General features: G+C 67.9%; 15 protein-coding genes. All 15 read right to left on the bottom strand.

The annotated features are described in order from the left end of the window. Positions 1-2: 2 nt before the first annotated feature. Entirely contained in the window at positions 3-398 is a 396-nt protein-coding gene (locus IT359_08740; GenBank protein ID MCC6929060.1) for a nuclear transport factor 2 family protein, read from the bottom strand. A 73-nt stretch (positions 399-471) separates the two neighbouring features. Beyond that, positions 472-2,046: a YdiU family protein gene (locus IT359_08745; GenBank protein MCC6929061.1), complete on the bottom strand. Its 1,575-nt coding sequence runs from the start codon at positions 2,044-2,046 to the stop codon at positions 472-474. A gap of 70 nt (positions 2,047-2,116) precedes the next feature. Next, positions 2,117-3,769: a GMC family oxidoreductase gene (locus IT359_08750; GenBank protein ID MCC6929062.1), complete on the bottom strand. Its 1,653-nt coding sequence runs from the start codon at positions 3,767-3,769 to the stop codon at positions 2,117-2,119. A gap of 3 nt (positions 3,770-3,772) precedes the next feature. After that, positions 3,773-4,360, bottom strand: a complete 588-nt coding sequence (locus IT359_08755) for a gluconate 2-dehydrogenase subunit 3 family protein (GenBank protein MCC6929063.1) — start codon at positions 4,358-4,360, stop codon at positions 3,773-3,775. A gap of 34 nt (positions 4,361-4,394) precedes the next feature. Beyond that, positions 4,395-6,002, bottom strand: coding sequence for a D-aminoacylase (locus tag IT359_08760; GenBank protein MCC6929064.1), 1,608 nt, complete (start codon positions 6,000-6,002; stop codon positions 4,395-4,397). 159 nt (positions 6,003-6,161) lie between these two features. Then, entirely contained in the window at positions 6,162-6,464 is a 303-nt protein-coding gene (locus IT359_08765) for a MoaD/ThiS family protein (protein MCC6929065.1), read from the bottom strand. Between the two features lie 11 nt (positions 6,465-6,475). Then, on the bottom strand, positions 6,476-7,591 hold the full coding sequence (locus IT359_08770; GenBank protein MCC6929066.1) for an exo-alpha-sialidase: 1,116 nt from the start codon (positions 7,589-7,591) through the stop codon (positions 6,476-6,478). Positions 7,592-7,790: 199 nt separating this feature from the next. Continuing rightward, positions 7,791-8,027 carry a DUF2249 domain-containing protein gene (locus IT359_08775; protein MCC6929067.1) on the bottom strand — a complete coding sequence of 79 codons (237 nt, stop codon included), beginning with the start codon at positions 8,025-8,027 and terminating at the stop codon, positions 7,791-7,793. Between the two features lie 28 nt (positions 8,028-8,055). Beyond that, the gene (locus IT359_08780; protein ID MCC6929068.1) at positions 8,056-8,556 is read right to left on the bottom strand and encodes a DUF2249 domain-containing protein; all 501 of its coding nucleotides are present in this window, start codon (positions 8,554-8,556) and stop codon (positions 8,056-8,058) included. Further along, positions 8,553-8,861, bottom strand: a complete 309-nt coding sequence (locus tag IT359_08785) for a metal-sulfur cluster assembly factor (GenBank protein MCC6929069.1) — start codon at positions 8,859-8,861, stop codon at positions 8,553-8,555. Before IT359_08785 ends, IT359_08780 begins: the two co-directional genes overlap by 4 nt. Then, the gene (locus IT359_08790; protein MCC6929070.1) at positions 8,858-9,931 is read right to left on the bottom strand and encodes an Mrp/NBP35 family ATP-binding protein; all 1,074 of its coding nucleotides are present in this window, start codon (positions 9,929-9,931) and stop codon (positions 8,858-8,860) included. The genes IT359_08785 and IT359_08790 overlap by 4 nt, the downstream gene beginning before the upstream one ends. Beyond that, a complete protein-coding gene (locus tag IT359_08795) occupies positions 9,925-10,560 on the bottom strand; it encodes a MarR family transcriptional regulator (GenBank protein ID MCC6929071.1) in 636 nt (211 codons plus the stop codon). The genes IT359_08790 and IT359_08795 overlap by 7 nt, the downstream gene beginning before the upstream one ends. Before the next feature lie 10 nt (positions 10,561-10,570). After that, a complete protein-coding gene (locus IT359_08800) occupies positions 10,571-11,173 on the bottom strand; it encodes a hypothetical protein (protein ID MCC6929072.1) in 603 nt (200 codons plus the stop codon). Beyond that, positions 11,163-12,194 (bottom strand): cbb3-type cytochrome c oxidase subunit II, encoded by a 1,032-nt coding sequence (locus tag IT359_08805; protein ID MCC6929073.1) that lies wholly within the window; start codon positions 12,192-12,194, stop codon positions 11,163-11,165. The genes IT359_08800 and IT359_08805 overlap by 11 nt, the downstream gene beginning before the upstream one ends. Further along, positions 12,191-13,597 carry a cbb3-type cytochrome c oxidase subunit I gene (locus tag IT359_08810; GenBank protein MCC6929074.1) on the bottom strand — a complete coding sequence of 469 codons (1,407 nt, stop codon included), beginning with the start codon at positions 13,595-13,597 and terminating at the stop codon, positions 12,191-12,193. The genes IT359_08805 and IT359_08810 overlap by 4 nt, the downstream gene beginning before the upstream one ends. Positions 13,598-13,670: the final 73 nt, after the last annotated feature.

Consider the following 13,670-nt stretch of genomic DNA (forward strand, 5'->3'; position numbering starts at 1 on the left):
GACTAGGCGGGCGGGGCGAGCCCCAGCATCGCCGCCATCTGCTCGCGCACGACGTTCATTCCCTTCAGCGGGCGGATCATCACCTTGAAGTCGGTGATCCGCCCGTCGTCGTTCCAGTGGATCATGTCGACGCCATTGACGGTGATCCCGTCCATCTCGACGACGAACTCCAGCACCGCGTCGCGCTCCCCGATCACTTCCCGCACGTAGCGAAAGGAGCCGTTGAGGAAGACCTGGAGGGCGGCGCCGAGGTACTTCACGGTGAGCGCCTTTCCCACTTGCGGCGTGTGGACGACGGGGGAGTGGAAGGTGGCGTCGTCGGCGAGGAGGGCGCCTAACGCGGCGGCATCGCGCGAGGCGACGACGGCGTGCCACGCCGCCACGGGGTGTTGCATCATGGAGTGGTCCGGTTGCGGGCTGGGTGGAGCCTACACCAATCCAGGGGGCGCCACCATGCCCCCCAGGCAGGAACTACGAACTGCAGGACAGCATCGAGCACCCCGCCTTGTCGCGCGCCCACTCCGGACGGCGCGCAGCAAACGCCTCGCGCCCGGGCTGGTCGTCGTAGGGGCGGCGCACCAGGTCAAGCAACTCGTGTACGCCGGCGGCATCCCCCGCCTCGGCACGGTCAATGGCCTTCTGCGCCAGGTAGTTGCGGAGGACATAGCGCGGATTGGTGGCGTGCATGCGCGCGCGTCGCGCCGCCGCCGGCTCCCCGCTGCGCGAGACGCGGGCGTGCCAGCGCCGCAGCCAGGCGGCGAGCGCCTCGCGCTGGGCATCGCGCTTCGATTCATCGTAGAAGACATCGCCAAACGCCGCGAGCAGCGCGTCATCGGCTGCGGGGAGCGTGTCACCCAGCTCGCCCAGCGCCCGGAAGGTATTGGTGTAGTCCATCGATGCCTGCTGCATTAGCAGCAGCCCATCGTTGGCCTGCGCTTCCTCGTCGGCGCCCCAGGCATCGAAGCCGAACTTCCCCTGCAGCATCGCCGCGTAGCGCGTGGTGAACTCCTCCACGTAGCGGTCGAGCCCGCGCGAGAGCGCGGCGTCGCTGTCGAACAGGGGGCGCAGCGCGTCGGCAAAGCGCTCCAGGTTCCACTGCGCAATCGACGGCTGCGCCACGTAGCGGTAGCGCCGACCGTGCGCGTCGGTCGTGTTCGGCGTCCAGTGCGGGTCGAAGTCGTCGAGCCAGCCGTACGGGCCGTAGTCGATCGTGAGCCCGAGCACTGACATGTTGTCGGTGTTCATGACGCCGTGCACGAAACCCACGCGCATCCACTCCACGATCATGCGCGCCGTGCGTTCGCACACCTCGGCAAACCAACGCTCACGTCGCTCGGCGGTGTCGGCGATGGTCGAGAGGTGCGCAAAGTCGCGCGTGATGGTGAAGTCGGCGAGGCGCACCAGCGGGTCGATCTCGCCGCGCGCGGTAAAGATCTCGAAGTTGCCGAAGCGGATGAACGACGGCGCCACGCGGCAGACGATGGCGCCGGGCTCAAAGCGCACATTGCCGTCGTAGAACATGTCGCGCATCACCTCGTCGCCCGTCGCCACCAGCGACAATGCGCGTGTCGTGGGAACGCCGAGGTGGTGCATTGCCTCGCTGCAGAGAAACTCCCGAATCGACGAGCGCAGCACAGCGCGCCCGTCGGCGGTGCGCGAGTATGGCGTCGCCCCCGACCCCTTGAGCTGCAGCTCCCACCGCTCGCCCTGCGCGTTCACCACCTCGCCCAGCGTGATGGCGCGCCCGTCGCCCAGTTGCCCGGCCCAGCTCCCGAATTGGTGCCCACCGTAACATGCCGCATACGGCTGCATACCCTCCAACAACGCGTTGCCGCCAAAGACCTCGGCGAATCGCGGGGAGGCCACGAACGATTCGTCGAGGCCGACGAGCTGTGCCACTTCACGCGCGTACGCCAGGAGTCGCGGCGCCGCGACCGGCGTCGGATGCACCGCGCTCCAGCAGGCGCCGTGCACCTGACGGCGACGTGACGACGGCTCCGGCTCGCCCGGCAGCTCGCGGACGAAGCGGTTGTCGAAGGTCAACACAGAGTCGCCGATGAGCGGCAGGTTGGCGAGCGTCACGTCTGCACGAAGGGAAAGGCCGGGCCCGCGCGGCTCAGACCTCTCCCCGGCGCGCGAGATCGGTAATCCGGTCGCCGGCCCGGAAGGCCAGCGCCATGATCGTCATCGTTGGCTGACCGCGCCCCGAGGTGACGAGGCTGCTCCCATCGCAGATGAACAGGTTCGGGACGTCGTGCGCACGATGATTGGTATCAACCACGCTGGTGCGCGGATCGTTCCCCATGCGGCACGTCCCGAGAAGATGCACCCCGCTTGCCGAAACCGTGATCGGCACCGGCATCACCTTCTGCGCTCCCGCCGCCGCGTGAATCTCCTTCCCGCGCTCGAGGAGAAAGCGCATCATCTTGAGGTCATCCTCGTGGTCGCGATACGTGATGCGAATGGCGGGCAGTCCGCGCGCGTCGGTGAGCGTGGGGTCGAGCGAGACGGAGTTGTCGGCGACGGGAAGCGAGGTGCAGTGCCCCATCACCGTCATCTGGCGCGTGAAGCCGTACTCGACCGACGCCTTGTAGTCGGCGCCCCAGTTGCGCTCACCGGGGGCGGCCGCGCTCATCCCCCAGAGGATGGGGAGGAGGATGTCGCCGCGCGCATCCATCCCGCCGCCGCCATAGAAGCCGCGCCTGGAATCGCTGTCGAACCAGTCGAGGGCGATGCGCGTGACCTGCGCCCCCTTGTACTCGTTGAGCGGATGCTCGTAGATCCCCGCCACCATCGAACCGCCGTTGAACATCAGGTGCTGTCCCACCATGCCTGACGAGTTGGCCAACCCCTGCGGGAAGCGGTTGCTCTTCGACATGAGGAGGAGCCGAGCCGTCTCGGCGCCGTTGCAGGAGAGGATGATGGCGCGCGCGCGTTGCAGCTGTTCGCGCCCCTGCCGGTCGAAGTAGATCACGCCAGTCGCCCGCCCCCTGGCATCCACCTGCACCTTGCGCACGTAGCAGTTTGGGCGAATCTCGCATCGCCCCGTGCGCTCGGCCACCGGGATCATCGACGCCAGCGTCGAACTCTTGGCCCCGAACTCGCAGCCGTAGCCCTGGCAAAAGCCGCAGTTCTGGCACGGCGTGCGCCCGTTGTGCGCTCGCGAGAGGATCGCCATTGGCGCCGGGAAGGGGTGCCACCCCAACTTGCGCGCGGCGCGCTCGAACAAGACTCCCGACGACTTCACCGGGAGCGGCGGAACCGGATAGGGGCGCGAACGCCGCGGCTCGCCCCACCCACCTGCCTCCCCGGACACGCCCACGTGCCAGTCGACCTTCGTGTAGTACGGCTCGAGGTCGTCGTAGGTGATGGGCCAGTCGGCGAGTGCCGCGCCCGGAATGTCGCCCACCACGCTGCGCTCGTTGAAGTCGATGGGGCGAAAGCGCCAGAAGTTTGCGGTGAAGTGTACGCTGCTCCCGCCCACGATGTGCGCCCCCCAGATCGCGTTCTCTCGTGGCTTGGCGACCTGGTTCGGTGTCTCGCGCCAGGTGACCGGTGTCTTGGCACCGATGTGGTTCTGGAAGAAGTACTTGTACTCGTCGTGCTCGAACTCCTCGGGACGGAGCCGCGGGCCGCGCTCGAGCACTACCACCGCAAAACCGGCGGACGACAGCTCCTTGGCCAGCACGCCCCCCGCGGCCCCCGAGCCGACGATCACGAAGTCGACGATCGACGAGAGCGGATACGTCACGCCGTATCCCTGCGTCATGACCTAACGCTCCCGTGCAACCTGGGCATCGTACCATCCGAATGGGGGCGTGTACGACCGGCGGTGCTCGAAGCCGATGATCTTCCACCCCACCGCCTCGCGGTTCCCGCCCCACGACGGGTCGCCGAACATCCCGACCATCGTCAGGAAGCGCATGGCCTGGAAGAACTCTCCCCGCTCGACGTCGCCCAGCACGGCGTCCTGCTCCGCCGCAGCGAGCGCCGAGAACCGTGTCGCTCCCGGCTTGCGCCTGGCGGCACGCCGAGCGAGATCGGCGACGCCGGCACGCAGCAGCTTGAGCGAGCGCCCCTGCTCCTTCCCCAGCGCGCGGTCGATGAAGTAGATGACCCCCGCCTCGGTGGCGCCTGGGGTGGCGGTCGTGGGGACGATGCGGGCCGCGACTGCCGCAAGCTCGCGCGCCTCATCAGGCGTGAGCGTGGTGAATGGTGGCAACGGGCGCTGCTCCATCGCACTCGCGGCATGCGCCAGCGCCTCGTCGACCGTGCCCCAGTCCAGGGCAAGCCACGCGATACCAGCCCCAGCAGCGGCACCGGCAGCGCTGGCGAGGAACGAGCGTCGGCTGGGGATCATCGATGAGGGGGCGATGGGAGCGAAGCGCGCGCGCCTAACGCCCTTCGGGAGGGGCAATGTCAGGGCGTTGCTGCTGGCGGCGGATCACCGCCCCGGGGCGGGCGCCGGTCCCCTTCCCCTCATGCCACACCTCCTGGCCGTTCACCCACACGCTGGCGATGCCGGTCGAGAGCGCGTGCGGCTCCTTCGTGGTCGCGTTGTCGACGACGCTGTTCGGGTCGAAGAGGACCAGGTCGGCATACTGCCCCGGCGCCAGCGTGCCGCGCCGCGTGATCCCGACATGCTTCGCCGAGAGCGACGTCATCTTCCGGATCGCATCCTCGATCGAGATGACCTTGCGCTCGCGCACGTACCGCCCCAGCACGCGCGTGAAGGCGCCGTAGCCGCGCGGGTGCGCGCCATCCAGCGAGCCGTCGGAGCAGATGTTGGTGTGCGGCCATGCCATCAGCCGGGCGATGTCCTTCTCGTCCATCGACGTCGCCACGACGCTCTCCACCGTCTCGCCATCCGTTCCCGACCTCTCGCGCTCGGCGCGCATCGCCTCCGCGTCACGGATGAGCGTCATCAGCGTCACCGCCGGTGCCTCCTTGCGTTCCTTCGCAATCTCGGCGACGGTTTTCCCGGCATACGACGGGTTGGGGGCGTAGTCACCCAGCAGCAACCCCTCGGGCTTGGCAATCTCCCTGAGGATCTTCTCCGCTTCGGCGCGGTTGTCGAAGTCGCGCTTGGGGAAGAGGACGGTGAGCGTGGACTGCCAGTAGGGATACGGGTAGATGTCGGCGGTGACATCGATGCCCTGGGCGCGCGCGCGTTCCAGCGTGCGGATGAGCGAGTCGGCCTGCCCCCACAGCGGGATCATCGCCAGCTTCACGTGCCCCACCTGCACCGGGAGGTGCGCTTCGCGGCCGATGGTCAGGACTTCGTCGATCGAGTCCCAGAACCAGCGATCCTCGCTGCGGATGTGGCTGATGTAGCGCGTCTTCTCCGCGGCGGCGACTTTCGCCAGCTGCAACACCTCGGCACGAGCGGAGTAGATCCCCGGGTCGTACTCCAGCCCCGTCGACAGCCCCAGCGCGCCGGCATCCAGCTCGCGCTTGAGGAGCTTTGCCATCGAGTCGACTTCCGCCGGCGTCGCGGTGCGCTTGAAGTCCTTCCCCATCACGGCATCGCGAAGGGTGCCATGGCCCGCATAGAAGGCGACGTTGATCACCGTCCCCTTCCGTTGCAGCGTGTCGAGCCGCGCGCCTAACGGCATGGGATGGCCTCCGTCCTGCCCGCCGACGACCGTCGTGATCCCCTGGCTCACCGCCGCGCGCGCATCGGGAGAATCGCCCAGCCCCGAGGCGTGGTGCGAGTGCGTGTCGATGAAGCCGGGCGCCACCACCATACCGCGCCCGTCGATGACCGAGTCGCCCGGCGCCGACTCCACCTCGGAGCCAACGTCGGCGATGGTGTCGCCAACGATGCGCACCGCCCCGCTGATCGTGCTCGCCCCCGTCCCGTCGATGATCGAGACGTTGGTGATGGTGATGGGGCGCGACGGCGCGCCTGACGTGGCATCGGGTGACCTGGAGCAGGCCGCCGCGACGAGGAGCGCAACCGAAGACAGGGAGCGCAAGGCGAGTTGGATGCGGCGGCGCACGGGAACGGGGCTGAGGTTGCGAGTGACGGACACGATCCGCACGAACAGCGCGCAAGTTGTCGCGCTCCCCCTCACTCCGCCACATCGCTCCGCCACATCGCTCCGCAGAATGGCTGCGCGATATCCCGTCTTCGGCGCGTGAGACGAAGGGTGACGCGATCAACCGCCGGCGATCGCCCCCACTACCAGGTACGGCTCCTTCCCCTCGGCAACCGCCTTCGGAAGCTCGGTGTCCGGGGAGTCGAGCGACAGGTCCTCCTCGCAGGCGAAGAAGCGCAAGAATGGGCGGCGCAGTTGTGTGACGTGGTCGCGCATCGTCCCGCGCAGCATCGGATAGGCTCGCTCGACCGCGGTGAGCACCGATCGTTGCGTTATCGCCCCGTCCACCTCGACTCGCACCTCGTCGCCCACCTTGGCCAAGGTGCGCAAGTGGTAGGGGAGGACCACACGGACCGACGACACGACCGGTGCGCTCACGGGAGGGTCTGCGCCTCCACGGAGAGAACGGCGGGGAGGTCGCGGGCGATCGCCTGCCAGTGGTCGCCGCTGTCTGGCGACATGTAGACCTGTCCCCCCGTTGTCCCGAAGTAGATCCCGCACGACGGGAGGCGATCGGCGCTCATGGCGTCACGCAGGACGTTCACGTAGCAGTGCTCCTGCGGGAGTCCCTTGGTGAGCGCCTCCCAGTCCTTGCCGGCGTTGCGGCTGCGGTAGACACGCAGTCTTGCATCTGGCGGATAGTGCTCGGAGTCACTCTTGATCGGGACCACGTACACGGTCTCCGGATCGTGCGCGTGCACCTGCACGGGGAAGCCGAAATCGCTCGGCAAGTTGCCGCTGATCAACTGCCACGAATCGGCACCATTGTCGCTCCGCATCACGTTCCAGTGCAGTTGCATGTACAGCCGCTCGGGGTTGCCTGGGTTGAGCGAGAGGTTGTGCACGCAGAAGCCCACCGTCGCGTTGGGGTCGGCCATGTACTTGGACGTGAGCCCCGTGTTGGCCGGTTCCCACGACGCACCGCCATCGTCGGTGCGGAAGACGCCAGCCGCCGAGATCGCGATCCAGAGGCGCTTCGGATTGGTAGGGTGCTGGATGATCGTGTGCAGCCCCAAGCCGCCGGCCCCCGGCATCCAGCTCGCCCCCGAACCGTGCCTGCGCAATCCCGGCAGCTCGTGCCATGTGTGGCCACCATCCGTGGTGCGAAACAACGCCGCGTCCTCGACACCGGCGTACACCGTGTCTGGATCGCTCAGCGACGGCTCCAGATGCCAGACGCGCTTGAACTCCCACGGATGCGGCGTCCCATCGTACCACTGGTGCGTCCCCGCCTCGCCCTCGTACGGGAACTCGTTCCCCATCGTCTCCCACGTCTTCCCGCCGTCGTTGGAGCGCTGGATGATCTGCCCGAACCACCCCGACGACTGCGAGGCGTAGATCCGGTCAGGATCCACCGGCGACCCTTTCATGTGGTAGATCTCCCAACCGCCGAATAGCGGGCCGTCGACCGTCCACACATCGCGACTGGCGTCGGACTCGAGGATGAACGCTCCCTTGCGTGTGCCAACCAGGACTCGTACACCACTCATGTCGATGACCTCCACCAGGGGCGCGCGTCGATGAGGTGCGTCCGAGTGAGTCGCCTGGACGGCATGCGCGAGGCGGGCAAGGCGCACGAGGAAGACTCGTCGGACAATGCCTTACAACCATCGGGCTTCCCACCGGCCGCGTCAATCCTCAGCGACCGGTCCCGCCCGCCACGCGCCGAACTGTCACAGTGTCACGGCGTCACACGGCAGGCTTGCCGATGCGCACACGCCACACCTCGGGCCCCTGCTCCAGGTACGTCCAGCCGAACTTCCCCTGGTGCTCGGCCTCGAACTGGTAGCGCAGTGGCTTGGGGTCGTGATCGTTGATGAGGACGAACGATGCGCCCGGGGCAAGCGCGTCAAACGTCTGGAAGATCGTGGGATGCTTGTCGCGCGGGGGAATCACGCGAACGTCGAGCGTCTGCGTATCGGTCATGCTGAAGTCACTCCTGGAGTGAGGGAAGTCATGCGGCGGCCGGAGACGGCCGGCGGATGACGAGATGCACGCGGTCCGGTGCCACGGTGCGGACCTCGTACGTGAAGCCCCGCTCCCCAAGCTTGGGAAGCAGGAACTGCGGCACGCGCACGTTCACTTGCACCAGCGCGCGCCCATCGGGAAGCGCCTCGAGCGCCGCGAGCGTGTGCGCCATTGGCTCGGGTGGCTCCATGTCGCGCACATCGAGCACCGCGACATCGGGATAGAACCAGACGCGCCAGTCGTCGTCCGCCAGCTGCTCGGTATGGTGCAGGAGTCCCTGCTTCGCCATCACCGCGTACAACGGCGCCGGTTCGAAGATCGCGCGGACCACCAGCGCCCCACCGTCGGGGAGTTCGCGCCGGGCCGCCATGATGCGCGAGAACGGCTCGCGGCCGGCGCGCAGCTCCTCGCGCACGTCCACCTCGACCACTCGTGAGGCATCCACCACCTGCAACGCCAGCGGGAACTGCTCGACCAGGACGTTCATTTTGCTCTCTCCATGATCATGCCGGGATGCCACGACGGATCCCACACGAGATTCGGTTCGACGTGCGAAATGCCGGGGACGTACGACACGGCGCGCACGATGCCGTTCGTGATGTGCGCCTGCATGGGGCACCCGCGCGTGGTGAGCGTGAAGGTGATCGTGGCCGTGTCTCCACTGACCTCCACGTCGTAGACCAGCCCAATGGTCACGATGTCGAGCCCGATCTCGGGATCGATCACGGTTCGCAGCGCGTCGCGGACCAGCGACTCGGTGCGCGACGAAGGCATCAGGCGCGATGGCGTCATGACGCGCTCTCCACTCCCTGCACTTCCAGCTGCAATGCGCTGCGCACCATCTCGGCGATCGTTCGCAGGGCGCTCGCGATCTCGGCGTGCGGCGTCTGCACCATGATGGGGGCACCGCGATCGCCGCCATCCACGGCCGACTCGTCGAACGGCAGCGCCCCCAGCAGCGGCACACCGGACGTGCGCGCGAGGTCTGCGCCCCCTCCCTTTCCGAACGGGTGCGATCGACGTCCGCACTCGCACGTGGCGTGACTCATGTTCTCCACCACGCCGAGCACGGGAACATCGAGCGTGCGGAACATCTCCACCGCCTTCGCCGCCTCCAGCGCGGCGAGTCGCTGTGGCGTCGTGACGACGATCGCCCCGTCCACCACGACCGACTGCGCCAGCGACAGCGGGACGTCGCCCGTTCCCGGCGGAAGATCCACGACGAGGATGTCGAGGCCGGGCCAAACCACTCCGCGAGAGAACTGCGTCACCGCCTTCCCCACCATCGGTCCACGCCACACGGCCGGCGACCCGGCGCCAAGAAAGAAGCCGAACGACACCACCGCGAGCCCGTGCGCCTCCAGCGGCACGATCTGCTTCTCCGGTGTCATCTGCGCGCGAAAGGCACCGTCTTCCAGCCCCAGCAGCACCGGAACCGAGGGGCCGTAGATGTCGGCGTCAAGAATGCCCACGCGCAGCCCCGACTCCTGCAGTGCCAGCGCGAGGTTCACCGCGACCGTGCTCTTCCCTACACCTCCCTTGCCGGCCCCGACGGCGATGATCCGCTGCGCCCCGGGCAGCCGCCCCTGCCGCGCCCACGGATCGCGCTCCACCGGCTTTCGCTCGGGGGTCAGGAGCTGGACTTCCGTGCGGACGGCGCCCGCCAGTTGCAACCGCTCGACGATCGCGGCACGCAGCAGCCCGGGCACCTCCTCTCGCTCGGTGGAAAGCGTGAGCGAGACGTGCACGCGGCCGTCGCGCACCGCGACCGAGCGTACGAGGCCGAGTGCGACGATGTCACGTCGCAAACCCGGATAGGCCACCTCGGCGAGCGCGTCGCGCACCTGCTGCTCGGTCAGCATGTCGCTCGTGCCACTTCATACGAACAACTGTCATCACCCTCGGGAATGTAGCTCACCCGCGTGAGGCGCGTCTCGAGAAGCTCGGCCAGGAAGCCGATCTCGGCGCGACAAGGGATGCGGGTCGCGCTCACGAGGTCACGCAGGGGACAATGACAGAGCCGCAGGCGCGGCCCGTCATTCGTTTCCTGGACGACGGGCATGAACCCCAACTCGGAAAAGATCCTCGCCACTTCGTCGATGCGCTCGCGTCCCTCGAGATGCGCCACGCGCTCCGCCGCCTCGTGCCGGCGCCGGTCGATATACCCGGAGAAGAAGTCGCGCAGCAGCTGCTCGTTCCCGTGCTGTACGAGATACGTCCCGAGTTCGCGCAGGATCTCGCCCTCGCGCCGAGGGAAGAGCACTTCCGAGGCGTCGGTGAGGGCGTAGGCGATCTCCGGCCGCCCCGGACCGTGGCGGGACGCCGGCTCGCGCCGAACGAGGTCGCGCGCGACCAGCGTCTTCAGGTGATCGCGCACCGTCTCGATGTTGAGCGCCAGCTCGTCAGCTAGCTGCGGGACAGTGGCGCGCCCCCGCCGCTTGAGTGCGTCGAGCAACAGGCGGTGGCGGGAAGTCATCGGTGCAGGTTGCATGGCACCTCCGTCATTCGAGGACCCGACGCTTGATGTGATCCGCCTCGTGCTCGCCGGGACGGAGGAACTTCCAGATGCCTAACGCGAAAACCGCCACCACCAGCGCCACCGCCCCGCCCACCACCAGCGCCGTCCCCACTCCGCCGGAGGGCGCCGAGGCATGATGCCCCGCCCCCTCGAGCAGTGCCGGCGATCCGTTTGGCGACCAGTTGCTCACCAGGTAGAAGAGCCCCCAGGCCACTATCAGGAGCAGGAGGACCCATGTGGCGGTCGGAATGGGTGCAGGGGTCTCGGCGCGTGCCGGTTCCCAGTGCTGCTCATAGCCGGCGCCATACGCGTTCACCAGGAGCGCGAGCTTCCCGTCCACCACGTCGCCATCGTGTACACCGTCGATGGCGATGCCCGGACCGTTGCGCACCGTGAACGAGACCGAGCGCACGCCGCGGCGCCCCGAGCCGTCGCGCGCAACGACGCGCAAGGTATGCACGCCGTCCTCGATGCGCGTGGTGTCGAGTTCAAAGCGCGCCGGCGGAACGTGAGTGGCGAATGGCTCCGCGGCGCCATCGAGATAGACCTCGACCAGCGACTCGTCAGGCATGAATTCACTGCGCACGACGTCCTCCCTGCGCGCGAATGGTCGCGACATCGGCCGCGCTCACCAGCGGCGCCCGGTTTCCCCAGCTGCTCCGTTCGTGATTGATGACCGCGGCAATGTCGGCATCGGAGAGCGTCGCTCCCCAGGCGGGCATCGGGCTGGTGTAGCGCACCCCGCCAATCGTGCTCCCGCTCGCACCGAATAGCACGGTCTCGATGTGCCGAGTCGGGTCCGCCGCCGTCACCATCGCGTCGCCGGCGAGCGGTGGGAATGTGCCGGGAAGCCCGGTCCCCAACGGTTGGTGGCAGGCGGCGCAGTTGGACGCATAGACTTTCGCCCCCTGCTCGCGCCACGCGGAGCCGTCATCGGTGCTCGTCGGCGTTGCAACTGGCGCCGCCGTCTCGCGCACCACGCCGGACGCGGGCGCGGACGACGAAGACGGCAGTGAAGCGCTGCGCAGCGCCAGGAGATAGGCCACCAGCGCACGCGCCGACTCCCTCGGCACCACCACGCCGCCGGTTGGCGCATACGGCGCCGGAACCGTGATCGCCGAATCGCCGGCCGAGGCGCTGTCGCGCACCTCGAACAACCACGGGAATGACGGCATGACAGACCCCTGGACGACGGCGCGCGGCTGGTACAGGTGCAAGTAGTGCCACACCGCGCTCGGCTGTCGAGCCGCGATGTTGCTCAGGTCCGGCCCCGTGCGCTCCGTGCCGAGCACGCGCGGCGTGGGATGGAAGGGGCCGGTTGGCCGCAGGCGGGCATAATCGCCAGCAATCGACGCGCGGCCGTACCGCGTGGTGTCCTGCGCCAGTGGACGCACCTGCTGCGTATGGCAGTACACGCACCCCTCGGAGAGATAGACGTCGAGCCCCCGCTGCTCGAGCGCGGTGAGGGGGCGCGACCCGGGAGTTGGCGGCACCGCGCGCTGCAACCAGGCCGCCGGCGCCACCGCAACGACGACGCTCAGCGCAACGAAGCCGGCCAGCACTGTCCCGAACAGCAGGCGATGATCTTCATGGAAGTCGAGCCTCATGCGACGTGTGCCTCCAGCGCGACGACGTCGGTCACCGCTTGCACCTCACGGACCGTTGCCGGCCGCATCTGCCACAGGTTCCAGGCAAAGACGACGTGCGACGCCAGCATGAGCCCCCCTCCCACGGCGCGGCCGAGCCAGAAAGGCGCCATCAGCTGCACCGACTCGATGAAGGGCGCACCGGAGAGCCAGCTCAACCCGCGCAGCGTCCCGCCGATCGACAGCGCGCCGACGTACACCGTGAGCCCAACGACCGACAGCCAGAAGTGAAGCCCGATCGCCCCGTGCGACGGCTCCCGCCCGCTGAGGCGCGGGACGAGCGCGTAAACCCCTCCCCAGATGAGGAAGGCCACGAAGCCATACATGGTCAGGTGCGCGTGTCCGACGGTGAAGTCGGTGAAGTGCCACAGCTCGTTGAGCGATCGCAGGGCCTCCAGCGTCCCCTGCGTCGAGCCCACGAAGTACAGGACCACGCCGATGAGAATGAAGGGGAGCGAGTAGCTACGGGCAAACGAGCGCGTGCTCCCGCGCATGGTGAGGAGGAAGTTCCCCGTCCCCGCCACGACCGGCACCAGCATCCCCACGCTGAACACAATCGCGACGGTCTGCAGCAGCCACGGTGTAGGGCTGAAGACGAAATGGTGCCCGCCGATCATCGTGTAGAAGAGCAGCTGCGTCCAGAAGGCCAGCACGCCGAGCGAGTACGAGTAGATCGGCTTGTTGAGCAGCTTGGGAAGGAAATAGTACGCGAGGCCGAGCGACATCGGCGTGAACCACATCCCCACTCCCTGGTGCATGTAGTAGCCCTGCACCACCGTGTCGGCGAGGCCACTCTGGATCCACGGGACGTAGGCAATCACCACGAGGGTGATGGTCCACAGCAACGCCGCCAGGATGTACCAGTTGGAGATGTAGAGCTCGCGCGTGGCGCGCTGGGCGATGGTGCGATACAGCGTGATGGTGAGCAGGACCAGGGCAATCGCGAAGAGCCCCATCACCGGCCACGTGAACTCGCGAAACTCCCCCGCGCCGTTGGTGATCCCCGACAGGAGCTGCAACGCGCCGGCGAGCACCGAGAGGTTGATGAGTGCGAGCGCGATCCACGCCAGGCGATGGCTGGCAAGCGCAGTGCGGCAGGTGCGCGGCACGACCCACAGCGCCAATCCAAGCATCCCCGGCGACGCGAAGCCCCAGAAGACCAGGTTGACGTGGACTGGGCGCAGCCGTCCGAACGACAGCGCGGGGGCCACTCCCAGGTCGGGCCAGATGAACTTGAGCGAGAGATACGAGCCGACCAGCGTGCCGAGGAGGAGCCAGACCGCCGAGGTCGCGAGGTAGGCGTACACCAGTCGTGTGAGCCGCTGGTCGGTGTCGTACCGCTCGTCCACTCGGCTCTTCGCCACCGTCAGGGGGCGCGCGACATGCGCCGCTATCGCTGAGGTTCCCACCGCCAATCGCTCATCTCGTCTCGAGGAC

Source organism: Gemmatimonadaceae bacterium, assembly GCA_020852815.1.
Lineage (GTDB): Bacteria > Gemmatimonadota > Gemmatimonadetes > Gemmatimonadales > Gemmatimonadaceae > SCN-70-22.